The organism is Arenivirga flava (genome assembly GCF_030161575.1).
Lineage (GTDB): Bacteria > Actinomycetota > Actinomycetes > Actinomycetales > Microbacteriaceae > Arenivirga > Arenivirga flava.
The window spans coordinates 806,017-828,800 of the sequence record NZ_BSUL01000001.1; the positions used below are offsets into that span (position 1 = coordinate 806,017).

Annotated in this window: 20 protein-coding genes; 1 reads left to right on the plus strand and 19 read right to left on the minus strand. The window is 72.9% G+C overall.

Features of this window, described 5'->3' with window-relative positions; genetic code table 11:
- Positions 1–12: 12 nt before the first annotated feature.
- From QQK26_RS03975 to QQK26_RS04035, 13 genes are all read right to left on the minus strand, one after another.
- On the minus strand, positions 13–1,470 hold the full coding sequence (locus QQK26_RS03975) for a glutamate synthase subunit beta (RefSeq protein WP_284230265.1): 1,458 nt from the start codon (positions 1,468–1,470) through the stop codon (positions 13–15).
- A complete protein-coding gene (gltB, locus tag QQK26_RS03980) occupies positions 1,463–6,040 on the minus strand; it encodes a glutamate synthase large subunit (RefSeq protein ID WP_284230271.1) in 4,578 nt (1,525 codons plus the stop codon). The genes QQK26_RS03975 and gltB overlap by 8 nt, the downstream gene beginning before the upstream one ends.
- A 97-nt stretch (positions 6,041–6,137) precedes the next feature.
- Positions 6,138–7,148, minus strand: coding sequence for a prolipoprotein diacylglyceryl transferase (gene lgt, locus QQK26_RS03985; RefSeq protein WP_284230273.1), 1,011 nt, complete (start codon positions 7,146–7,148; stop codon positions 6,138–6,140).
- A gap of 75 nt (positions 7,149–7,223) precedes the next feature.
- Positions 7,224–8,039 (minus strand): tryptophan synthase subunit alpha, encoded by an 816-nt coding sequence (trpA, locus tag QQK26_RS03990; RefSeq protein ID WP_431307979.1) that lies wholly within the window; start codon positions 8,037–8,039, stop codon positions 7,224–7,226.
- Entirely contained in the window at positions 8,036–9,247 is a 1,212-nt protein-coding gene (gene trpB / locus QQK26_RS03995; RefSeq protein ID WP_284230275.1) for a tryptophan synthase subunit beta, read from the minus strand. The genes trpA and trpB overlap by 4 nt, the downstream gene beginning before the upstream one ends.
- Positions 9,234–10,022, minus strand: coding sequence for an indole-3-glycerol phosphate synthase TrpC (gene trpC / locus QQK26_RS04000; RefSeq protein ID WP_284230276.1), 789 nt, complete (start codon positions 10,020–10,022; stop codon positions 9,234–9,236). Before trpC ends, trpB begins: the two co-directional genes overlap by 14 nt.
- 2 nt (positions 10,023–10,024) lie before the next feature.
- A complete protein-coding gene (locus tag QQK26_RS04005) occupies positions 10,025–10,279 on the minus strand; it encodes an HGxxPAAW family protein (protein WP_284230278.1) in 255 nt (84 codons plus the stop codon).
- A 61-nt stretch (positions 10,280–10,340) separates the two neighbouring features.
- A complete protein-coding gene (locus QQK26_RS04010) occupies positions 10,341–10,973 on the minus strand; it encodes a Trp biosynthesis-associated membrane protein (protein WP_284230280.1) in 633 nt (210 codons plus the stop codon).
- The gene (locus QQK26_RS04015; RefSeq protein ID WP_284230282.1) at positions 10,970–12,493 is read right to left on the minus strand and encodes an anthranilate synthase component I; all 1,524 of its coding nucleotides are present in this window, start codon (positions 12,491–12,493) and stop codon (positions 10,970–10,972) included. The genes QQK26_RS04010 and QQK26_RS04015 overlap by 4 nt, the downstream gene beginning before the upstream one ends.
- A gap of 14 nt (positions 12,494–12,507) precedes the next feature.
- Positions 12,508–12,870, minus strand: coding sequence for a phosphoribosyl-AMP cyclohydrolase (gene hisI, locus QQK26_RS04020; protein ID WP_284230283.1), 363 nt, complete (start codon positions 12,868–12,870; stop codon positions 12,508–12,510).
- Positions 12,871–12,901: 31 nt separating this feature from the next.
- Positions 12,902–13,663, minus strand: coding sequence for an imidazole glycerol phosphate synthase subunit HisF (gene hisF, locus QQK26_RS04025; protein ID WP_284230285.1), 762 nt, complete (start codon positions 13,661–13,663; stop codon positions 12,902–12,904).
- Complete coding sequence (gene hisG, locus QQK26_RS04030) at positions 13,663–14,502, minus strand: ATP phosphoribosyltransferase (protein WP_284230288.1); 840 nt, start codon at positions 14,500–14,502, stop codon at positions 13,663–13,665. The genes hisF and hisG overlap by 1 nt, the downstream gene beginning before the upstream one ends.
- Before the next feature lie 49 nt (positions 14,503–14,551).
- Positions 14,552–14,815, minus strand: coding sequence for a phosphoribosyl-ATP diphosphatase (locus QQK26_RS04035; RefSeq protein WP_284230290.1), 264 nt, complete (start codon positions 14,813–14,815; stop codon positions 14,552–14,554).
- A 171-nt stretch (positions 14,816–14,986) separates the two neighbouring features.
- Here QQK26_RS04035 and QQK26_RS04040 point away from each other — a divergent pair, with 171 nt between their 5' ends.
- Positions 14,987–15,631, plus strand: a complete 645-nt coding sequence (locus QQK26_RS04040; RefSeq protein ID WP_284230293.1) for a hypothetical protein — start codon at positions 14,987–14,989, stop codon at positions 15,629–15,631.
- A 71-nt stretch (positions 15,632–15,702) separates the two neighbouring features.
- On the opposite strand, the gene QQK26_RS04045 is transcribed toward QQK26_RS04040, so the two are convergent.
- The 6 genes from QQK26_RS04045 to metK all read right to left on the minus strand — a co-directional run bounded on the left by QQK26_RS04045 (position 15,703) and on the right by metK (position 22,714).
- Complete coding sequence (locus QQK26_RS04045) at positions 15,703–16,536, minus strand: universal stress protein (protein WP_284230296.1); 834 nt, start codon at positions 16,534–16,536, stop codon at positions 15,703–15,705.
- A 36-nt stretch (positions 16,537–16,572) separates the two neighbouring features.
- Positions 16,573–17,241 carry a ribulose-phosphate 3-epimerase gene (gene rpe / locus QQK26_RS04050; protein WP_284230298.1) on the minus strand — a complete coding sequence of 223 codons (669 nt, stop codon included), beginning with the start codon at positions 17,239–17,241 and terminating at the stop codon, positions 16,573–16,575.
- A 37-nt stretch (positions 17,242–17,278) separates the two neighbouring features.
- Positions 17,279–18,634 carry an RsmB/NOP family class I SAM-dependent RNA methyltransferase gene (locus tag QQK26_RS04055; protein ID WP_431308027.1) on the minus strand — a complete coding sequence of 452 codons (1,356 nt, stop codon included), beginning with the start codon at positions 18,632–18,634 and terminating at the stop codon, positions 17,279–17,281.
- Positions 18,635–18,741: 107 nt separating this feature from the next.
- Complete coding sequence (gene fmt / locus QQK26_RS04060) at positions 18,742–19,662, minus strand: methionyl-tRNA formyltransferase (protein ID WP_284230299.1); 921 nt, start codon at positions 19,660–19,662, stop codon at positions 18,742–18,744.
- A gap of 20 nt (positions 19,663–19,682) precedes the next feature.
- Positions 19,683–21,518, minus strand: a complete 1,836-nt coding sequence (locus tag QQK26_RS04065; protein ID WP_284230301.1) for a primosomal protein N' family DNA-binding protein — start codon at positions 21,516–21,518, stop codon at positions 19,683–19,685.
- 2 nt (positions 21,519–21,520) lie between these two features.
- Entirely contained in the window at positions 21,521–22,714 is a 1,194-nt protein-coding gene (metK, locus tag QQK26_RS04070) for a methionine adenosyltransferase (RefSeq protein WP_284230302.1), read from the minus strand.
- Between the last annotated feature and the right edge of the window lie 70 nt (positions 22,715–22,784).

A 22,784-nucleotide genomic window follows, 5' to 3' on the forward strand; every position in this document is an offset into this window, starting at 1 on the left:
GTCGTGCGGTCGTCAGATGCTGATGGCGCGATCGGTGGGGCGGATCGGCGCCGGCAGGGAGGTGCTGCCCTGCAGGTAGCGATCCACCGCTGCGGCCGCGGCGCGGCCCTCGGCGATCGCCCAGACGATGAGGGACTGGCCCCGCCCGGCGTCGCCGGCGACGAAGACGCCGGGCTCACCCGTCTGGTAGTCGCGATCGCGGGCGACGTTGCCGCGCTCATCGAAGGCTACCGGCAGCTGGGCGTCCAGCGCGTCCCGCTCAGGCCCAGTGAAGCCCATCGCGATGAGCACGAGGTCGGCGGGGATCTCCCGCTCCGTGCCCGCGCGGGGCACGCGGCGTCCGTCGACGAACTCCGTCTCGGCGACGCGCAGCGCGCGCACCTCGCCCACATCGTTGCCGAGGAACTCGACGGTCGAGGCGAGGTACTGGCGCTGACCGCCCTCCTCGTGAGCGCTCGACACCTCGAAGAGCGTGGGGAACGTGGGCCAGGGCTGGTGCTCCGGCCGGTCCTCCGGGGGCTGCTCGCCGATCGCGAGGTTCGTGACGCTCAACGCCTGCTGGCGGTGCGCCGTGCCGATGCAGTCGGCGCCTGTGTCGCCGCCGCCGATCACGATGACGTGCTTGCCCTCCGCGGTGATCTGCTCGGCGAGATCGTCGCCGGCCACCGCGTGGTTGCCCTGCACGAGGTACTCCATGGCGAAGTGCACACCGTCGAGGTCCCGGCCCGGGATGGGCAGCTCGCGCGGCACGGTGGCACCGGTGGCGACCACGATCGCGTCGAAGCGCGCGCGCAGGGCGGACCAGGACAGGTCGCGCCCGATCTCCGTGCCCGCCTGGAAGCGGGTGCCCTCGGAGCGCATCTGCGCGATGCGGGCGTCGATGTGGTGCTTCTCCATCTTGAAGTCGGGGATGCCGTAGCGCAGCAGCCCGCCGATGCGATCGTCGCGCTCGTACACGCGCACCGTGTGCCCGGCGCGCGTGAGCTGCTGGGCCGCCGCGAGGCCTGCCGGGCCCGAGCCGACGACGGCCACCGTGCGCCCGGTGAGGCGCTGCGGCGGATGCGGTTCCACCCATCCGCTGCTGAAGGCCTGATCGATGATCGAGACCTCGACCTGCTTGATCGTCACCGGCGGCTGGTTGATGCCGAGCACGCAGGAGGACTCGCACGGCGCGGGGCAGAGCCGGCCGGTGAACTCGGGGAAGTTGTTGGTGGCGTGCAGGCGCTCGATGGCCTGACGGCCCTCGCCGCGCCACATGAGATCGTTCCACTCGGGGATGAGGTTGCCGAGCGGGCAGCCCTGGTGGCAGAAGGCCACGCCGCAGTCCATGCAGCGGCCGGCCTGACGGCGCAGCTGGCTCGGATCGCCCTGCTCGTAGACCTCCTTCCAGTCCATGAGCCGCACCGGCACGGGCCGGCGCTTCGGCAGCTCGCGCTCCGTCGTCGTGAGGAAGCCCTTCGGGTCAGCCACCGGTCACCTCCAGAATCCGTCGCCAGACGACGTCGCCGTCCGGATCGAGCCCTTCCTCCACCGCATCCTGCCTCGTCGCCAGCACGGCGGCGTAATCGCGGGGCAGCACCTTCACGAACTCGGCGGAGCGCTCCTCGAGGTCGTCGAGCAGCTCCATCGCGACGGTCGAGCCGGTGCGCTCCACATGCTGCGCGAGCAGGTTGCGCAGCAGCTCCACGTCGCCGCGGTCGAGCTGCTCCAGGCGCAGCTCCCCCGAGGCGAGCGCGTCGCGGTTGACCTGCTCCGGCTGCAGGCCGCGCACATAGGCCACGCCCCCGGACATGCCCGCGCCGAGGTTGCGCCCGGTCGCGCCGAGGATGACGGCGGTGCCGCCGGTCATGTACTCGAGCGCATGATCGCCCACGCCCTCCACCACGGCGGTCGCACCGGAGTTGCGCACGAGGAAGCGCTCCCCCACGATGCCGCGCAGGTTCAGCGAGCCGGCGGTGGCGCCGTAGCCGATGACGTTGCCGGCGATGACGTTGTGCTCGGCCTCGAAGCCGGCCTCCGCGTGCGGCCTGACCACGATCTCGCCCCCGGAGAGCCCCTTGCCGACGTAGTCGTTCGCATCGCCGACGAGCGTCAGCCGGATGCCGCGCGGCACGAACGCGCCGAAGCTCTGGCCTGCGGTGCCGTGCAGCTCGACGTCGATGGTGCCCGGTTCGAGCCCCTCGGCGCCGTGGCGCCGGGTCAGCTCGTGGCCGAGCATGGTGCCGACCGCTCGCTCGGTGTTGCGGATCGTGCGCTCGATGCGCACCGGCCGCCCGTGCTCGAGCGAGTCGTGGCTGCGGCGGATCAGCTCGACGTCGAAGTGCTGCTCGAGCTCGTGGTCCTGGTCCCGGTGACGGCGCACCGGCTCGTCGTCGGCGAACTCCACACCGGCGAGGATGGGGGTCAGGTCGAGCCCGTCGGACTTCCAGTGCCGCACGGCGCTGTCGACGTCGAGCAGCTCGCGGCGGCCGATCGCCTCGTCGAGGCTGCGGAAGCCCAGGGCCGCGAGGTGCTCGCGCACCTCCTGCGCCAGGAACTCGAAGAAGTTGACGACGAATTCGGGCTCGCCGGTGAAGCGCTCGCGCAGCACGGGGTTCTGGGTGGCGACGCCGACGGGGCACGTGTCGAGGTGGCAGACGCGCATCATGATGCAGCCGGAGACGATGAGCGGAGCCGTGGCGAAGCCGTACTCCTCCGCACCGAGCAGCGCCGCGACGACGACGTCGCGCCCGGTCTTCATCTGCCCGTCGACCTGCACGACGACGCGATCGCGCATCCCATTCAGCATCAGCGTCTGCTGCGTCTCGGCGAGGCCGATCTCCCAGGGGGTGCCGGCGTGCTTCAGCGAGTTCAGCGGGCTCGCACCGGTGCCGCCATCGTGACCGGAGACGAGCACGACGTCGGCGAGGGCCTTCGTCACGCCGGCCGCGACCGCGCCGATGCCGGCCTGGCTCACGAGCTTGACGTGCACGCGCGCCGAGGGGTTCGCCCGTTTGAGGTCGAAGATGAGCTGCTTGAGGTCCTCGATCGAGTAGATGTCGTGGTGCGGCGGTGGCGAGATCAGGCCGACGCCGGGGGTGCCGCCGCGGGTGCGGGCCACCCACGGGTAGACCTTCTGCGGCGGCAGCTGACCGCCCTCGCCGGGCTTCGCGCCCTGGGCCATCTTGATCTGGATGTCGTCGGCGTGGGTCAGGTACATGCTCGTCACGCCGAATCGGCCCGAGGCGACCTGCTTGATGGCGCTGCGGCGCTCGGGGTCAAGCAGTCGCGCGACGTCCTCGCCGCCCTCGCCCGTGTTGGACTTGCCGCCGAGACGGTTCATCGCGACCGCGAGGGTGCTGTGCGCCTCCTCGCTGATGGAGCCGTAGCTCATGGCGCCGGTCGAGAAGCGCTTGACGATCGCGCTCACGGGCTCGACCTCGTCCAGCGGCACCGCCGGTCGCACCCCTGTGCGCAGCCGGAACATGCCGCGCAGGGTCATCAGCTCCTCCGCCTGCGAATCGACGGCGCGCGTGTACTCGCGGAAGACGTCCATCCGCCCCGAGCGCGTGGCGTGCTGCAGGCGGAACACGGTCTCCGGATTGAACAGGTGCGGCGGGCCCTCGCGGCGCCACTGGTACTCGCCGCCGATCGCGAGGCGCTCGTGCGCGGTGGCGGTCGGGTCCTCGGGATAGGCGCCCCGGTGCCTCGCCGCGTTCTCCTCGGCCACGACCGCGATGCCGTTGCCGCCGAGCATGGTGCGGGTGCCGGTGAAGTAGGCGTCGACGAAGTCCCGGCTCAGCCCGATGGCCTCGAACGCCTGGGCGCCGGCGTAGGACGACACCGTCGAGATACCCATCTTCGACATGATCTTGAGCACGCCCTTGCCGAGCGCCTTGATCACGTTGCGCACCGCCTGCTCCGGCGTCACCGACCCGAGCATGCCGCTGCGCGCCAGGTTCTCGCTCGTCTCCATCGCGAGGTAGGGGTTCACCGCGCTCGCGCCGTAGCCGATCAGGGTCGCGACGTGGTGCACCTCGCGCACGTCGCCGGCCTCGACCACGAGCCCGACCCGCATGCGGGTGGACGAGCGGATGAGGTGGTGGTGCACCGCCGCGAGCGACAGCAGCGACGGGACCGGCGCGAGGTCGCGGGTGGAGTCGCGGTCGCTGATCACCAGGTAGCGCGTGCCGGCGGCGATGGCCGCATCCGCTTCCTCGCACAGCTCGGCGATACGGCGCTCCATCGCGTCCGGGCCGTCCTCGACGCGGTACAGCGCGCGCAGCACCGTGGTGGCACGTCCGCCGCGTCCCCCGTCCAGGTGCTGGATCTTGGCCAGCTCGTCGTTGTCGATCACCGGGAAGTCGACGACCACCTGGCGCGCGTGCTCCGCAGTCGCGGCCAGCAGGTTCAGCTCGGGGCCGATGCCGGCACGCAGCGAGGTGACGACCTCCTCGCGGATCGAGTCGAGCGGCGGGTTCGTGACCTGCGCGAACTGCTGCACGAAGTAGTCGAACAGCAGCCGCGGGCGCTGCGACAGCGCCGCGATCGGGGTGTCGGAGCCCATGGCCCCGAGCGGCTCGGCTCCGGTGCGCGCCATGGGGGTGAGCAGGATGCGCACCTCCTCCTCCGTGTAGCCGAAGGTGCGCTGACGCCGCACGATCGACGCCGGCGTGTGCACCACGTGCTCGCGCTCCGGCAGGTCGCGCAGGTTGATGCGCTGCTCGCGGATCCACTCGCCCCAGGGGCGCTCCGCGGCGAGCTCGGCCTTGATCTCGTCGTCCTCGACGATCCGGCCCGCCTCGGTGTCGACCACGAACATCCGCCCCGGCCGGAGCCTGCCGCGTCGCACCACCGAGCCCGGAGCGATGTCGAGAACGCCGGTCTCGGAGCCGAGCACCACGAGCCCGCCGTCGGTGACGAGGAAGCGACCGGGACGCAGCCCGTTCCGATCGAGCGTGGCCCCGACGAGCGAGCCGTCCGTGAAGGTGAGGGCGGCCGGGCCGTCCCACGGCTCCATCATCGACGAGTGGTACTCGTAGAAGTCGGCGAGCTCCTGCGGGTAGCCATCCTGGCGCTCCCACGCCTCGGGCACCATCATCATCATCGCGTGGGGCATCGAGCGGCCACCGAGGTTGAGCAGCTCGAGCACCTCGTCGAAGGACGCGGAGTCGCTCGCGCCGGGCGTGACGATCGGCAGCAGCGGCGTGAGATCGCCGAGCAGCTCGGACTCGAGCTGCGACTGCCGCGCGCGCATCCAGTTGCGGTTGCCCTCGACGGTGTTGATCTCGCCGTTGTGCGCCATCATCCGCAGCGGCTGCGCGAGCGGCCACGACGGAAAGGTGTTCGTGGAGTAGCGGGAGTGCACGATCGCGAGCTTGGTGGCGAAGCGCTTGTCGGAGAGGTCGGGATAGAAGGGCTCGAGCTGCAGCGTGGTGACCATGCCCTTGTAGGTCAGGGTGCGCGCGGACAGCGACATGAAGTAGGCGCCGAGCTCGCGCTCCGCGCGCTTGCGGACGCGGAACGCCTGGCGGTCGAGCGCGATGCCGCTGGGCGCGAGGCCGTGCTCGTCGCGGCGTGCGCTCGTCAGGAAGAGCTGTCCGAAGGCCGGCATCGCGCGGCGGGCCAGGGTGCCGAGCTCCTCGGGGCGCACGGGCAGATCCCGCCAGCCGAGCACCTCGAGCTCCTCCTCGACCGCGAGCTCCTCGAGCCGTGCGAGCAGCCGCTCGCGCTCCTGCTCGTCGACCGGCAGGAAGGCGTTGCCCACCGCATAGGCGCCCGCCTCCGGCAGCGGTGCCGGCGCCACCGCGCGCAGGAAGGCGTCCGGGATCTGGGTCAGGATGCCCGCGCCGTCGCCCGTGCCCGCATCCGATCCCACCGCGCCCCGGTGCTCCAGGTTGCGCAGCGCGTCGAGCGCGGCATCGACGATGTCGTGGCCGGGCGTGCCCCGCAGGGTGGCCACCATCGCGAGTCCGCAGGCGTCCTTCTCGTTGCGAGGATCGTAGAGGCCTGCGGCATCGGGCACGGCGGAGAACGGACGATGCGCGGGGTGCTGTGCCATGTGAACCGTCCTCACGGTCAGACGATGGGGTGGCCGGGACCGCTCGGACCCGGGACGCGCCTGCGCATCGCGCCCGAACGACGGGCGCGCTCCGCGATCAGCGCCGGGTGGCGGCTCCACGCGCAGGCTCCGCGTCGGGTGCGGCGAGGTCCTCGTCGCGGTCCGAGTAGACCTCGGCCGACTCTACCCGCCCCTGCTGCGAGGGCCCGCGGCCGGCCACGTACGGGCCCGGCTCCGCACCCGTGTGGCGCTTGGACTGCACGAGGAGGATGATCGCTCCGATCAGGATCGCGGCGAAGGCGGCCCAGACGTTGGTGCGGATGCCCAGGTACACGTCGCTGGCGTCGAGACGGATCGTCTCGAACACGCTGCGGCCGATGCCGTACCAGACGAGGTAGAAGCCGATGGCCTTGCCCCACTGCAGGCGGAAGGCGCGCTCGAGGACGAACACCAGGATCAGCGCTCCGGCGGTGTTCCAGATCATCTCGTAGAGGAAGGTCGGGTGGAACAGGGTGTCCTCGGGCAGGCCCACGGGGATGGCCGCGTTGCCCGGATCGATCCGCAGACCCCACGGCAGATCGGTGGGCAGGCCGAAGAGCTCCTGGTTGAAGTAGTTGCCGAGGCGGCCAAAGACCTGCGCGATGAGCAGACCGGGCGCGAGGGCGTCCACGAAGCTCCAGAAGCGGATGCCCGTCCAGCGGCATCCGAGCCAGATGCCCACGGCGCCGAACAGCATCGAGCCGAAGATGGCCAGGCCGCCCTCCCACACGAAGAGCGCCGAGACGAGGCCGCGCGGGTCCTCGGTGTAGTCGCCGAGGTGGGTGAGCACGTGGTAGAGCCGGGCGCCGATGATGCCGAGCAGCACGGTCGGGATGGCGATGTCCACCACGACCCACTTCTCCGCACCGCGCTTGGTGAGGCGGTGGTTCGTGATCAGCACGGCGAGCACGATGCCGACCAGGATGCAGATCGCGTAGGCGTGGATCGTGATGTCCCAGGGGAACCAGGCGAGGCCCACGTCGCGCAGCCACTGGCCGAGGTTGAACGAGGCCAGGGCCGGATCCGGGCTGGGGAGGCCCGCGGTCGCGGTGCTCAGGTCGGAGGTCACGTCCGTGATCGCCTTTCGGTTCGGTGTGCGACGCGCTCGGCGGCGCGCCGCGGCAACTCTACAGCGGTGCTGGGGTCAGGCCTTGCCGGCGGCGAGCTCGGCGGCGAGCCGGCCGAGGGCGTCGACTCCGCCGTCGGCGAGTGCCTTCACCAGTGCGGAACCCACGATGGCGCCGTCGGCGTAGCCCAGGATCTCGCGCACCTGCTCGGCGGTCGAGACGCCGATGCCGACGCAGGCGCGCTCCGCGCCGGCATCGCGCAGGCGGCCGACGAGGCCGCGGGCGGCCGCGTCCACATCCGCCCGGGCACCGGTGATGCCCATGGTGGAGACGGCGTAGACGAACCCCCGGCTGCGCTCGGCCACCGTCGCCAGACGTGCCTCCGACGAGCTCGGCGCGGCCAGGAAGACCCGCTCCAGGCCGTGGCGGTCGGACGCCTCGAACCAGTCGCCGGCCTCGTCCGGGATGAGGTCGGGCGTGATCATGCCCGCGGCGCCGGCGTCCTCCAGGGCGGCGGCGTAGCGCTCGACGCCGTACTGCTGCACCGGATTCCAGTAGCTCATCACCAGCACGGGGGCATCGCAGCGCTCGGTGATGCCGCGCACCGCCTCGAACGTGTGCCGGAGCTTGAAGCCGTTCGCGAGCGCCTGCTGGGTCGCGGCCTGGATGACCGGGCCGTCCATCACCGGGTCCGAGTACGGCGGGCCGAGCTCGATGACGTCGACGCCGTTCTCGGCGAGGGCGACGGCGGCGTCGATGCTGGTGGCGAGGTCGGGGAAGCCGATCGGCAGGTAGCCGACCAGGATGCCGCTGCCCTGCGCGCGACGCTCGTCGATCAGGCGCGCGACGGCGCCTCGGGCGCCCTCGGGGACGATCGCACTGGGTTCGCTCACGACTGCTCGGCCCCCTCGTCGATGAGGTCGAACCAGCGTGCGGCGGTCGTCATGTCCTTGTCGCCGCGACCCGAGAGGTTCACCAGGATGATCGCCTCCGGCCCGAGTTCGCGACCGAGCTCGAGCGCGCCGGCGAGGGCGTGCGAGGACTCGATGGCGGGGATGATGCCCTCCGTCCGGCTCAGCAGGCGCAGGGCCTCCATCGCGGCGGTGTCGGTGACCGGTCGGTACTCGGCGCGACCGAGGTCGGCGAGCCAGGCGTGCTCGGGGCCGACACCGGGGTAGTCGAGGCCTGCGGAGATCGAGTGCGACTCGACCGTCTGGCCGTCCTCGTCCTGCAGCAGGTAGCTGCGCGCCCCGTGCAGCACGCCCGGGCGGCCCTTGCCGATGGTCGCGGCGTGGCGCAACGTCTCGATGCCGTCGCCGGCGGCCTCGAAGCCGAGCAGGCGCACGTCCTCGTCGTCGAGGAAGGCGTGGAAGATGCCCATGGCGTTGGAGCCGCCGCCGACGCAGGCGGCGATCGCGTCCGGCAGCCGGCCGGTGAGCGAGAGCACCTGCTCGCGGGCCTCCTCACCGATGATCTTCTGCAGGTCGCGCACCATCGCCGGGAAGGGATGCGGTCCCGCCACGGTGCCGAAGATGTAGTTGGTGTGCTCGACGTTCGTGACCCAGTCGCGCATCGCGTCGTTGATCGCGTCCTTCAGGGTGCGCGATCCGCTCGTCACCGCGACGACCTCGGCGCCGAGCAGGCGCATGCGGGCCACGTTCAGCGCCTGGCGCTCGGTGTCGACCTCGCCCATGTAGATCGTGCACTCGAGGCCGAACAGGGCGGCGGCCGTGGCCGTAGCGACACCGTGCTGCCCGGCGCCGGTCTCGGCGATCACGCGCCGCTTGCCGATGCGCTTGGTGAGCAGCGCCTGGCCGAGCACGTTGTTGATCTTGTGCGAGCCCGTGTGGTTGAGGTCCTCGCGCTTGAGGATGATGCGGGCGCCGCCGGCGTGCTCGGCGAAGCGCGGGACCTCGGTGATGATCGAGGGCCGTCCGGTGTAGCTGCGGTGCAGCTCGTCCAGCTCGTCGAGGAACGCCGGATCGGTCTTGGCGTGCTCCCACACCGTGGTGAGCTCGTCGAGCGCGGCGACGAGCGATTCGGGGACCCAGCGACCGCCGTAGGCGCCGAAGTAGGGTCCGGTCTCGTCACGCAGCGCCATGGGGGTCCACCTCGAGGAATTCGGCCAGGGTGCGCGCGGGGTCGCCCGTGACGAGCGCCTCCCCCACGAGCACGACATCGGCGCCGGCGCGGCGGTAGTGGGCCACGTCGCCGGCGTTCTTGACCGCCGACTCCGCGATGCGGACGACGCCGGAGGGGATCTGGTCGGCCAGCCGGGCGAACAGGTCCTGATCGAGCTCGAAGGTCGACAGGTCGCGCGCGTTGACGCCGACGACCTGCGCGCCGAGATCGAGGGCGCGCGACACCTCGTCCGCGGAGTGCGTCTCCACGAGCGCGGTCATGCCCAGCTCGCCGATGAGGCCGTGGAGCTCGGCCAGCAGCGGCTGATCGAGCGCGGCGACGATGAGCAGCACGAGGTCGGCGCCCGCGGCTCGCGCCTCGAAGACCTGGTACGGCTCGGCGATGAAGTCCTTGCGCAGCACGGGGACGGAGACCGACTGGCGAACCTGCTCGAGGTCGTCGAGCGATCCCTTGAACCGGCGCTGCTCGGTGAGCACGCTGATGGCGCTCGCGCCCCCGGTCTCGTACGAGACCGCCAGAGCGGCTGGGTCCGGGATCGCGGAGAGGTCGCCGCGCGAGGGGCTCGCGCGCTTCACCTCGGCGAGGATCTTGACGCGGTCGGCGGGCGCGAGGGCTGCCAGCGCGTCGAGGGCTGCGGGGCGCGCGAGAGCGTCGGCCTCGACCTGCGCGAGCGAGCGGTGCTCGCGGCGGGCGGCCGCGTCCTCGAGGGCCCCGGCGACGAGATCGCCGAGCAAGATCAGTGGGCCTTCGGCGAGTACTTCGGGCCCTTGGCGCCGTAGCCGGCCTTGGCCATCGCCCAGCCGACGAGGAGCCCGACCAGCACGATGCCCGCCGACGCCCACACGATCCAGGAGGCGTTCGCGAACTCCGGGACGGTGCCCACGAGGAAGAAGGCGATGGTACCGATGGTGAAGCCGACCAGCATGATGACGACCGCGGTCCAGGCTGCGGGCGAGTGGCCGTGTCCGGGCTCTTCGGGCTCAGTGCTCATAGGGTCCATCCTACCGGTCGCGTGGTGGCGCCGACGCCACCACGCGGGCTGCGGTCGGCGCTCAGCGGGAGTCTGCGCCGGGCTCGTCGTCCGCGGCCCGCTCGGTCGGGTCGTGGCCCTTCGTGACCGCGTCCCAGTCGGCGACGCGGTCACGGGGCCCGTCGGTGGGCGCGACGACCTCGGTGCGTACCGCCTGGTACTTGCGCGAGGAGGCCGGCCAGCGGCGCGAGGTCGCGAGCACGGCGACGGCGACCACGACCAGCAGGGCGCTGCAGACGATCGCCACGTACGGCCATCCGCTCAGCGTCCACGGCGCGTCGTCGGGCGCGGAGCCGACGGAGAAGTCGGTCACGCCCGTCGCGGCGATGGCCGCCGGTGCGGCGACGGCGAGCGGGTCGATGAGCGGCAGCACCGACGAGACCAGCGCGCACCCGGCCAGCAGCGCCTGCAGCACGGCGAGCACGACGCGGAACACCGGGCCCGCGAGGGCGATCGCCGCGATGAGGGCGAGCCCGGCGAGGGCGAGGGCGCTGAGCGCTGGGGCGACCGTCTCGCCCGTCACATCGATGGTGCGCAGCGCATCCGCCACCGACACCTCCAGCGCCACCCAGGTCTGGGTCCAGGCGAGCAGCAGGCCGAGGTTGAGCAGCGCGAGCGCAGCGAGGACGCTCCCCTTCAGGCGCTTCGGGCTCATGCGCGGACCGCCTGCAAGGCGTTGGCGATGGCGACGGCGCGCAGCGGGGCCGCGGCCTTGTTGCGCGCCTCCTCGTGCTCGGTGGCGGGCACCGAATCGGCGACGAGCCCGGCACCGGCCTGCACGTGCGCCATGCCTCCGGCCAGCACCGCCGTGCGGATGGCGATGGCCAGGTCCGCGTCGCCGCCGAAGGCGAAGTAGCCCACCACGCCGCCGTAGACCCCTCGCTGCGCGGGCTCGAGCTCCGTGATGATCTCGAGCGCACGCGGTTTCGGCGCTCCCGAGAGCGTGCCAGCCGGGAACGTCGATCGGAAGGCGTCGACGGGGCTGCTCTCCTCGCGGAGCGTCCCCTCGACCGTGGAGACGATGTGCATGATGTGGCTGAAGCGCTCGACGCGCATGAACTCGGTGACCTCGACGCTGCCCGGACGGCAGACCCGGGCGAGGTCGTTGCGCGCGAGGTCGACGAGCATGAGGTGCTCGGCGCGCTCCTTCTCGTCGGCCAGCAGCTCCTCCGCCAGCGCCTGGTCCTCCTCGGCGCCGGCGCCGCGCGGCCGGGAACCGGCGATGGGGTGGGTGAGCACCCGCTCCCCCTGCACCTTGACGAGCGCCTCGGGGCTGGAGCCGACGATCGCGTACGGCTCCCCCGCGCCGCTCTCGAGGGAGAGCAGGTACATGTACGGGCTCGGGTTCAGCGCGCGCAGCACGCGGTAGACGTCGAGCGGATCGGCCTGGGTCGGCAGGTCGAAGCGCTGCGAGACGACGACCTGGAACACGTCGCCGTCGCGGATGTGCTCCTTCGAGCGCAGGACCGCCCGCTCGTACTCGTCCTGGGTCACCCGCGGCAGCGGCGAGCCCTGCGCCTGCAGGTCGATGACGGCGAGCGCCGGCTCGCCCGGCAGGGCCAGCGCCTCGACGAGCTCGTCGAGGCGAGCTTGCGACTCGGCCCACAGCGCGGCAGGGTCGAGGGCGCCGTCGTTGAGCGCGTTGACGATGAGCTGCACGGTGCCCTGGTGGTGGTCGAGCACCACCAGATCGGCGACGAAGCCGAGCGCCTGACCGGGCACGGCGAACTCGCGCGGCTTCGCCTCGGGCATCCGCTCGAGCTGGCGGATCGCCTCCCAGCCGATGAAGCCGACGAGGCCGCCGGTGAGCGGCGGCATGCCGGGCACGGCCGGCGTCCGCCAGCGCTCGTACAGGTGCTCCACGGCCTCGAGGGGTGCCTCCGGGGCGGTGCCGCCGAAGGCGCGCTGCTCGGTCAGCCCGTAGCCGATCCACTCGCTGCGGTCACCGTCCTGCCCGAGCACGCCGAACGACCGCACCCCGACGAAGGAGAAGCGCGACCAGATGCCGCCCTGCTCCGCGGACTCCAGCAGGAAGGTGCCCGGCCGGCCGCCCGCGAGCTTGCGGTAGAGGGCCACGGGGGTCTCGCCGTCGGCGAAGAGCTCGCGCACGACCGGCACGACGCGGTGCCCGTCCAGGAGCGCGTCGAACGCGGAGCGGGTGGTCGTGCTGGTCATGCTGGCCTCCCGGCTCAGGCGGGGGCGCCCTGCACGGGCGCGAGGGGGTCGACGTCGAAGCAGGAGCGTTCGCCCGTGTGGCAGGCGGCGCCGATCTGCTCGACCGTCACGAGCAGCGTATCGGCGTCGCAGTCCAGGGCGGCGGCCTTGACGTACTGGGCGTGGCCCGACGTGTCGCCCTTGCGCCAGTACTCCTGGCGGGATCGCGACCAGAACGTCACACGGCCCTCGGTGAGCGTGCGGCGCAGCGCCTCCGCGTCCATCCAGCCCATCATGAGCACTTCCAGGGTGTCGTGCTGCTGGATGATGGCGGGCAGCAGTCCGTCGCCGTTGAAGCTGGCGCGGGCGAGCACGGCGTCGACGTCGGTCGCGGTCATGATGGCTCCGATCGGATGGGGGTGGACGTGCTCAGCGGACGAGCGCGCCGGCGTCGGTGAGGGCCGCCTTCACCTGGCCGACCGTGAGCTCGGAGCGGTGGAAGACGCTCGCGGCGAGGACGGCGTCGGCGCCCGCGGCGATCGCCGGCGGGAAGTGCTCCACGGCACCCGCGCCGCCGGAGGCGATCACGGGCACGCTGCTGACCTCGCGCATGAGGCCGATGAGCTCGAGGTCGAAGCCGCGCTTGGTGCCGTCGGCGTCGATGGAGTTGACCAGCAGCTCCCCCGCGCCGCGCTCGATGGCCTCGCGGGCCCAGTCCAGCGCGTCGAGGTCGGTCTCCTTGCGGCCGCCGTGGGTGGTCACCACGAAGCCGCTCGCCGTGCGCTCGCTGCGCTTGACGTCGAGCGAGAGCACGAGCACCTGTGCGCCGAAGCGGTCGGCGATCTCGCCGAGCAGCGCGGGGCGCGCGATGGCCGCGCTGTTGACGCCGACCTTGTCGGCGCCGTGCGCGAGCAGCCGGGCGACATCCTCGTCCGAGCGCACGCCGCCGCCGACGGTCAGCGGGATGAACACCTGCTCGGCTGTCGCCCGCACCACGTCGTAGGTGGTCGAACGGTCGTCGACGGTGGCGGTGACGTCGAGGAACGTGATCTCGTCGGCGCCCTGCTCGAAGTAGCGGGCGGCCAGCTCGACCGGGTCGCCCTGGTCCTCGAGGTTCAGGAAGTTGACGCCCTTCACGACCCGCCCGGCGGCGACGTCGAGGCAGGGGATCACCCGGACCGCGACGGACATCAGATGCGTGCCGCGGCGATCGGCGTGACCAGGATGGCGCGCGCGCCCAGCTCGTACAGGTCGTCCATGACGCCGTTGACGCCCTTGCGCGGCAGCATGACGCGCACGGCGACCCACTCCGGGTCCTGCAGCGGCGAGACCGTCGGCGACTCGAAGCCGGCGGCGATCGCCGTCGCCTGCTCGAGCAGGCGCTTCGGCAGGTCGTAGTCGAGGAGCACGTACTGGCGTGCGACGACCACGCCCTGCAGGCGGCGCTGGAGCTTGGCCAGACCGGGGATGTCCTGGTCGGCCGTCACGAGCACCGCCGACGACTCGAGGATGACCGGGCCGAAGATCTCGAGCCCCTGCTTCTTGAGGGTCGAACCGGTCTCGACGACGTCGGCGACCGCATCCGCGACACCGAGGCGCACCGCCGACTCCACCGCGCCGTCGAGGTGCACGATGTCGGCGGTGATGCCGGCCTCGGCCAGGAAGTCGCCGACGAGGCTCTCGTAGCTCGTCGCGATGCGCTTGCCCTGCAGGTCGCCGAGCTCCTGGAAGCGGCCGACCGGGCCGGCGAAGCGGAAGGTCGAGCGGGCGAAGCCGAGGTCCTCGATCTCCCGTGCCTTCGAGTGCGAGTCGAGCAGCAGGTCACGGCCGGTCACGCCGACGTCGAGCGCACCCGAACCCACGTAGGTGGCGATGTCGCGAGGACGGAGGTAGAAGAACTCGACGCCGTTCGCCGGATCGGCGACGATGAGCTCCTTCGGGTCGCGGCGGCCGTGGTACCCGGCCTCCGCGAGCATCTGCGCGGCGGTCTCGGCGAGCGAGCCCTTGTTGGGCACGGCGATCTTGAGCATGGGTCTTCCTGGAAGAGGTTGGAGGGGAACGGACGTCTCGAGCGCGGGCTCAGAGATGTCGGTAGACGTCCTCCGGGGAGATACCCTTCGCGAGCATCATGACCTGCAGGTGGTAGAGCAGCTGCGAGATCTCCTCGGCAGCCTCGTCGTGGGACTGGTACTCGGCGGCCATCCACACCTCGGCGGCCTCCTCGACGATCTTCTTGCCGATCGCGTGGACGCCCGCATCGAGCTGCGCGACGGTGCCGGATCCCTCAGGCCGCTCCTTCGCCTTCACGGCGAGCTCGGCGTACAGCGCATCGAAGGATTTCACCGCACCAGCGTAGCGGCCCACCGGGCGCCGCCGAGACGCGCGTCTAGCTGCCAGCTGTCTGAAGATGACGACGCGCTGCGGACGCGACCCCTCATCCGCGGCCCGACAGCGCTACGGTGGGAGATCGGAGCCCGTGCTCCTCGCACGAACGAACAACCTCTGGAGCTGACGATGACCGACGCGCCCACCACCGAGTCCGCCGAGACGATCGGCTTCACCGGCCACGAGCTGCTCGCGCTGCTCTCCTTCAACCCGGGTGCCGCGTCCGACGCGACCCGCACGGCGCTGCGACTGCCGGAGGTCGAGGGCAACGAGCTGCTCGGGGCCGGCTACTCCACGCTGGTCGTGCGCGACCTCCTGCAGCTGCAGGACGGCAGCGCCGTGCCCGCCGGCGGTGCCGCGCGCACGACCGCCGTGCTGACGACCGCGGACCGATGGGTCGAGGTCGGCGTCGTGAGCATCGAGGCCAGCCGCTCGAACATCTTCGTCAGCAGCGAGACCGCCGGCACCGTGCTGCTCGCCGCCCGCGGCTTCGGCATCTACGACGTCACCCCCGTCGAGGGCGGCTCGGATGCGCTCGACCGCGCGATCGAGCTGGCGCGCAGCGCCCTCGAGGCGGGCGAGCTCGGCGCTCCGGCCGCCGCCAGCGTCGTGGTCACCTCCCTGGAGTCGGGTAGCCGCACTGCGAGCATCCGCACCGTGGGCGAGGGCCGCTGGGAGCTCGCCTCGGAGCCGTACGACGAGGAGGGCCAGCTGACCGTGCGCCAGGTCGCACCCGAGCAGGCCTTCGACGACTTCGCCGGCGCGCTGCGCTGAGCGCGACCCCCGCCGGTGAAGGCCGGGTCGGACCATCTCGACGGTCCGACCCGGCCTTCGTCGTACCGGCGTCAGCGCACGATGGCCGTGACGGTGTCGAGCCGTTGCAGGACCTCCTGGCTCACCGAGCCGAGCAGGGCGCGGGCGATCGCACCCCGGCCGTGCGTGCCCACGACGACGAGCCGCGCCGAGCGTGCCGCGTGGCCGAGCACGTCGGCGGCGCGACCCTGCTCGGTGCGACGCTCGACCCGCAGGTCGGGATGGTCCTGCGCCAGGCCCGCGAGGGCGAGGGCGAGCTGCTCCTCGGTGAGCGCCGCCACCGCCTCGAGGTACTCGGCCGCGTTCACCACCGAGTGCAGGGGCGCCGGGATGGGCGACCACGCGGAGACGGCGACGAGGGGTTCGCCCAGCCGCTCGGCCTCGGCCGCCGCGAAGGCGACGGCGGCCTCGGAGATCGGCGAACCGTCCACGCCGACCACCACTCCCGAGCGCTCGCCGAGCGGGCGCTCGGGCACCACGACGACCGGGCTCGCCGCCAGGGACGCCACCCGCAGGCCGAGCCCGCCGCGCGGTGGCCCGTCGGCCCCGCGGAAGTCGCTGCCGATCACGAGCGTCTCGGCACCCTCCGAGATCTGCCGCAGTTCCCGAGCCGGGTCGCCCCGGAGCACCGTGTGCCCGATCGACAGGCCGTCGCGCTGCAGCCCGTCGCGCAGGCCCCGCAACCGCTCCTCAGCCGCCGCCACCGCTGCTTCGACGACCGGGCCCTCGCCGACCACGCCGATCGCCCCGCCGACGACGCTCACCAGCCGCAACGGCAGGCGGCGCTCGACGGCTCGGCGCACCGCCCAGTCCAGGGCCCGGTCCACGGCACCCTGCGGCGGCACGGCCACGATGATCTCTTTCATGAGCAACCCTCCAGTTCGGTTGCTCCGAGTCTACGTTCAGTGGACGTGCGTGCGCCGTTCAGCCGCGGACCGGAGCTCGGCGATGGCCGCATCCGTGTCCGGCTTGCCGTAGACCGCGCTGCCCGCCACGAACGTGTCCGCGCCCGCCTCCGCCGCGATCGCGATCGTGTCGAGGGCGACGCCGCCGTCGACCTGCAGCCACACGTCGAGGCCGCTGCGCTGCCGCTCGTCGCGCAGCGCCTGCAGCTTCGGCATCACCTGAGGCATGAACGACTGGCCGCCGAAGCCCGGCTCGACGGTCATCACCAGCACCAGGTCGAACTCGGGCAGCAGTTCGAGGTACGGCTCGACCGGCGTGCCCGGCTTGAGGGCGATGCCGGCGCGCGCGCCGATCTCCCGCAGCCGGCGCGCGACGGCCACCGGGTCCGCGGCCGCCTCGGCGTGGAACGTGACCGAGTACGCGCCGGTCTCGGCGTAGTCGGGGGCCCAGCGGTCCGCATCCTCGATCATCAGGTGCACGTCGAGCGGCACCGGCGAGACCTCCTGGATGCGCTGCACCATCGGCAGCCCGAAGGTCAGGTTGGGCACGAAGTGATTGTCCATCACGTCCACGTGCACCAGGTCGGCGGTGGCGATGCGCTGCAGCTCGGCGTCGAAGTTGACGAAGTCGGCGGAGAGGATGGACGGGTGGATGCGTGGGGACATGCTCCGATCGTATCGACGCCGGCGCGCTCGCCCCGTCTCAGGCGGTGCGACGCAGCAACGCGATGAACATCGCATCGGTGCCGTCGCTGTGCGGCCAGAGCTGCACGGCGCCGCCCTCCTCGGCGGTCTCGAGCGAGCCGCCCGTGACCTGGTTGAGCACCGCGGCGGTGTCGAGCTGCTCCAGCTCGGGGTGCCGCTTGAGCAGGCCGCGCAGCACGCCTCGGGTCTCGGCGACGTGCGGCGAGCAGGTGACGTACGCCAGCAGTCCGCCGGGCTTGAGGGCGCGCACCGCCGACTCCGCGAGCTGGTCCTGCAGCCCGGTCAGTCCGGGGAGGTCGCCCGGCTGCTTGCGCCAGCGCGCCTCCGGGCGGCGTCGCAGGGCGCCCAGACCGGTGCAGGGGGCGTCGAGCATGATGCGGTCGAACTCCTGCGGGTGCGACTCGCCGAAGTCGCGACCGTCGCCTGCCAGCACCTCCGGCGGGTCGGGCAGCGCGACGAGCGCACGACGGACGAGCTCGGCGCGGGCCGGCACCACCTCGTTGGCGAGCAGCGCCGCGCCGCCGACCGCCGCCTCCGCCGCCAGCAGCGCCGCCTTGCCGCCGGGCCCGGCGCAGAGGTCGAGCCAGCGCTCCCCCGGCTCGACGGGGCGGGCCCGGCTCAGCGCGAGCGCCGCGAGCTGCGAGCCCTCGTCCTGCACGCGCACACGGCCGTCCCGTACCTGCGGCAGGCGAGCGGGGTCGCCGCCCTCCGCACGCACGCCGACCGGCGACAGCGGGGTCGGCGTCCCGGGCAGCTCGGCGCGCTCCAGCAGGCCCGGCAGCGCGGTGAGGCTCACGCGGGGGGCGGCGTTGTCGGCGGCCAGCAGCTCGGGCAGCTCCGCCTCGCGCTCGGCGGCGGCCAGGGCGCGGCGGAGCGCCCGGACGATCCAGAGCGGATGGCTGTGCTCGATCGCGAGGCGCTCGTCCTCGTCGCGCACGCCGGCGAGTACCTCGACGAGCCAGGCCTCCGCATCCGCTCGTCCGATCGTGCGCAGCACGGCGTTGGCGAAGCCGGCGGTGGACCGCGACCCGACCTCGCGGGCCAGGCTCACGGACTCGTCGACCGCGGCGTGCGGTGCGACGCGGGTGGCGAGCAGCTGGTGGGCACCGAGGCGCAGGACGTCGAGCAGCGGGGCGTCGATCTCGCCGACCGGCCGGTGCGCCGCCAGCTCGATGACGCGGTCGTAGAAGCCGTGACGGCGCAACGTGCCGTAGGTGAGCTCGGTGGCCAGCGCGGCGTCCTTCGCGTCGAGACCGGCGCGGTCGATGCGCTGCGGCAGCAGCAGGTTCGCGAAGGCCTCGTCCTCGCGCACCGCGGCGATCACGCCGTACGCCACGCGCCGGGCGGGCTGCACACGGGCGGGGCGGCGCACCGCCTGGCTGCTGCGCGCCCGGTTGCGGTCGCCGTAGTCGCCCTGCTCGCGGTAGCGCTTCCCGCCGTCGCGGCGGGGCCGTTGCTCGTTCACGCGAGCACCTCCTCGGCGTCGGCCGCGCGGCCGCGCCACCAGTCCGCCGCCGGCATGGCCCGCTTCCCGGCGGGTTGGACGACGAGCAGTTCGAGCGGATGATCGGCGGTGCCGACCAGGATGCGGCCGTCCTGCGCGTGCAGGCGCCCGGCAGGCAGCGTCGGGGCGTCCTCCGCGGGACGGCCCGCGTGGATCTTGAAGCGCTCTCCGGCCAGGAGTGCGAAGGCGCCGGGCTCGGGGGTGACGCCGCGCAGCCGCGCGTCGACCTCCCGGAGGGGTCGGGTGAGATCGAGCCGGGCGTCGTCGATGGAGAGCTTGGGGGCGAGCGTCGGCTCGCCGATCTGCGGTGTCGCCTCGGCGGTGCCGTCGGCGAGGGCGTCGACGACGCCCGCGAGCAGACCGGCGCCGCTGTGACTGAGCTCCTCGAGCAGCTCCCCCGCGGTCTCGACGCCGTCGAGCGGGCGCTCGAGCTCGGCGTAGACGCGACCCGCGTCCAGCGCCTCGACGAGGTCGAAGACCGCGGCGCCGGTGACGGCGTCGCCGGCGATGAGCGCGCGCTGCACGGGCGCGGCGCCGCGCCAGCGCGGCAGCAGCGAGAAGTGCAGGTTGATCCAGCCGAGCCGTGGCACGGCCAGCAGCGGCGCGCGGACGAGGCCGCCGTAGGCGACGATCACGCCGAGGTCGGGCTCGAGCTCCGCGATCGCGCCGGTCGCCGTGTCGTCGAGCCGCGCGGCGCGGAGCACCGGCAGGCCGAGCTCCTCGGCGCGCGCGGCGACGGGCGACGGGGTGAGCACGCGTCTGCGGCCCAGCGGCGCATCGGGTCGCGTCACGACCGCGGCGATCTCGTGCGGGCCGGCGGCCAGCAGGTCGAGGCTGGGCACTGCGGGCGCCGGCGTGCCGGCGAAGACGATCCTCAAGGCGTTCCTTCCGAGGCCGCTCATCCGAAGGCCTCCGGTCCATCCAACCGCACCTGCAGGCGGGCGCGAGGACGCGACCCGCCCTCGCGGGCCACCGAGCGGCGGCCCGTGGCGTTGCGGATGACCGCGGCGCGCAGGTGCTCCGCGACGGCGCGGCCGGCGCCGTAGTCGAAGCGGACGACCGCCCTGAAGCGGCCCTCGTCCACGGGCTCCGGCTCGAGCGCGTCGACGTGCGGCAGCTCGTCCAGCTCGTGCAGCACCTGGCGCACGGTGGGCAGGTCGCTCGCGATCGTGGCGGTGCGCACCGCGGGCGGGAACCGCAGCCGCCGGCGGTCCTCGAGCTCGGAGGCGGCGAGCAGCTCCTGCCGCCAGGTGACCAGGGCGCGAGCCGGCGCGCCGCCGACGCCCACCAGCACCGTGGTGGCGTGCTCGGCGGCGAGCGCGACCGCATTGGACCACCAGCGGAGGCAGTCCTCGGCGACGCGCAGGCTCTCCCTGCTGAGCATGCGGGGCCCGTCGAGCAGCAGCACGGCCCGGTAACCGCCATCCGCGATCGGCTCGGCGCCCCGCGTGGCGATCACGAGGGCCGGACGACCGTCCACCCGCTGCACCGGCCGCTCGCCGTCGGCGACGATCACGCGGGTGCGCGGGAAGGCGCGCCCGAGATCCTCCGCGGTGCGACCGGCGTCCACGGTCACCGCCACCGGCTCGCCGCGCCGGGCGGCGGCGGCGCTGTTGCCGGGTCGCGCCACCTGCACCAGCACGGGGCCGTGCTCGAGGGCGTCGCGGGCAATGCGCCAGGCGGAGGAGGGGATCCGGGCGATGGCCGCCATCCGCTCGCCGCCGTCGTCCTGCTCGGCCGTCGGGATCACCCTGGGCGCGGCGTGGCGCTCGGGCTCGTGGGCCTCGAACCATCCGAGCTCGACCAGACGCTGCACCTCGGTGCTGCGGGTGTGACCGGCGACGACGAGCGCGCATCCCGACTGCTCCTGGCGCACGAGGGCGGCGTCGCGGGCGTGCACCCCGGGGCTCAGCGGCTCGGCGTGCAGGGGGTCGCCGTCGTCCCAGAGCGCGATGAGGCCGAGGTCCTGCACCGGCGCGTACACGGCCGAGCGGTTGCCGACCACGATGCGCGGGGCGCCCTCGAGGCAGGCCAGGAAGGCGCGGTAGCGGTCCGGGTTGGACTGCCGGGCGTCCATCCGCTGCACGTGGCCCTCCGGGGCGATCGCGGCGAGGGCCGTCTCGAGCTGCTCCTGGTCGCGGTAGTCGGGCACGACGAGGATGGCGCTGCGGCCGCTGGCGAGCGTCGTCACCGCGAGTGCGGCCAGGCTGGCCGCCCAGTGGCCGATCCAGGTGCCCTGCGCCTGCACCAGACGGGGCACGGCGTGGAGGGCGATGCGGGCGCCACGGCTCACCGCATCCGTCAGCCCGGCACCGTACCCGCTCGGATGCACCGGCTCGGGCAGCGCGAGCGCTGCGACCGGGCCCGCCGCGAGCCAGGCCTTCTCGACGCGCACCTGACGTCGTGGCACGGCCAGCCGGACGAGATCGTTGGCGGAGCCCGCCGCGCGGTCGGCGAGGCGACGCGTGAGCGCGCGGACCTCCGGCGTGAGCACGCGTGCCTCGGAGACCACCTCCTCGAGGCGGGCGAGCTCGCCCTTCGCCTCGCTGGTCGCGGCGCGCTCGACGAGGTATCCCTCGGCGATACGGCCGGCCGAGCGCAGCGGCACCTTGACCCGCACGCCAGGCACGGCGATCGCATCGAGGCGCTCGGGCACCGCGTAGTCGAACAGCCGGTCGAGCTGGGGCAGGGCGGAGTCGATCAGCACTCGGGCGACCGGCTCCGAGGCGCTCATGGTCAGAGCCCGGCGGCGGTGCGCAGCGCGTCGACGCGGTCCAGGCGCTCCCAGGTGAAGTCGGGCAGTTCGCGGCCGAAGTGGCCGTAGGTGGCCGTGGCGGAGTAGATCGGGCGGAGCAGTTCGAGATCGCGCACGATCGCTGCGGGACGCAGGTCGAACACCTCGCGGATCGCCTCGATGATGCGGTCCTCGTCGACGTGCGCGGTGCCGAAGGACTCCACGTAGAGGCCCACGGGGGCTGCCTTGCCGATGGCGTAGGCCACCTGCACCTCGAGCCGGTCCGCGAGGCCGGCGGCGACCGCGTTCTTCGCCACCCAGCGCAGCGCGTAGGCGGCGGATCGGTCGACCTTCGACGGGTCCTTGCCGCTGAAGGCGCCACCGCCGTGACGGGCGGCACCGCCGTAGGTGTCGACGATGACCTTGCGGCCGGTGAGGCCGGCGTCGCCCTGCGGCCCGCCCAGCTCGAATCGGCCGGTGGGGTTGATGAGCAACCGGGTCGTCGCGATGTCGAGGCCGCTCGTGGCGAGCACCGGGCGGATGATGCGCGCCTCGACCTCGCGCTCGATCTCCTCGTTGCTCACGGAGGGGTCGTGCTGGGTCGAGAGGACGACCGTGTCGACCGTGCGCGGCACGGCGCCGTCGTAGCCGACGGTCACCTGGGTCTTGCCGTCCGGTCGCAGCCACGCGAGCTCGCCGGTCCTGCGCACGTGGGCGAGGCGCTCGGCGAGCCGGTGCGCCAGCCAGGCGGGCAGCGGCATGTACTGCGCGGTCTCGTTGCTGGCGTAGCCGAACATGATGCCCTGGTCGCCAGCGCCCTGCTGGTCGAGCAGGTCGTCGGAGCCCTCGCCGCGGGCCTCGAGCGCGCTGTCGACGCCCTGCGCGATGTCGGGCGACTGCGCGCCGATGGAGACGGAGATGCCGACGGTCGAACCGTCGAAGCCGATCTCCGAGGAGGTGTAGCCGATCGCGTCGATGCGGGCGCGCACGATCGCGGGCACGTCGATGAGGGCGGTGCTGCGCACCTCGCCGGCGATATGCACGAGGCCCGTGGTCACCAGCGTCTCGACCGCGACGCGCGCCTGCGGGTCGACCGCCAGGTAGGCGTCGAGGACCGCATCCGAGATCTGGTCGCAGATCTTGTCCGGGTGGCCTTCGGTGACCGACTCGGACGTGAAGAGGCGCAGGGAGCTCATCGGGGCGTTCTCGCTTCGTGACGACCACGCGCTCGCGGCACGGGTCGTCGGACTTGATGACGGACGGTTC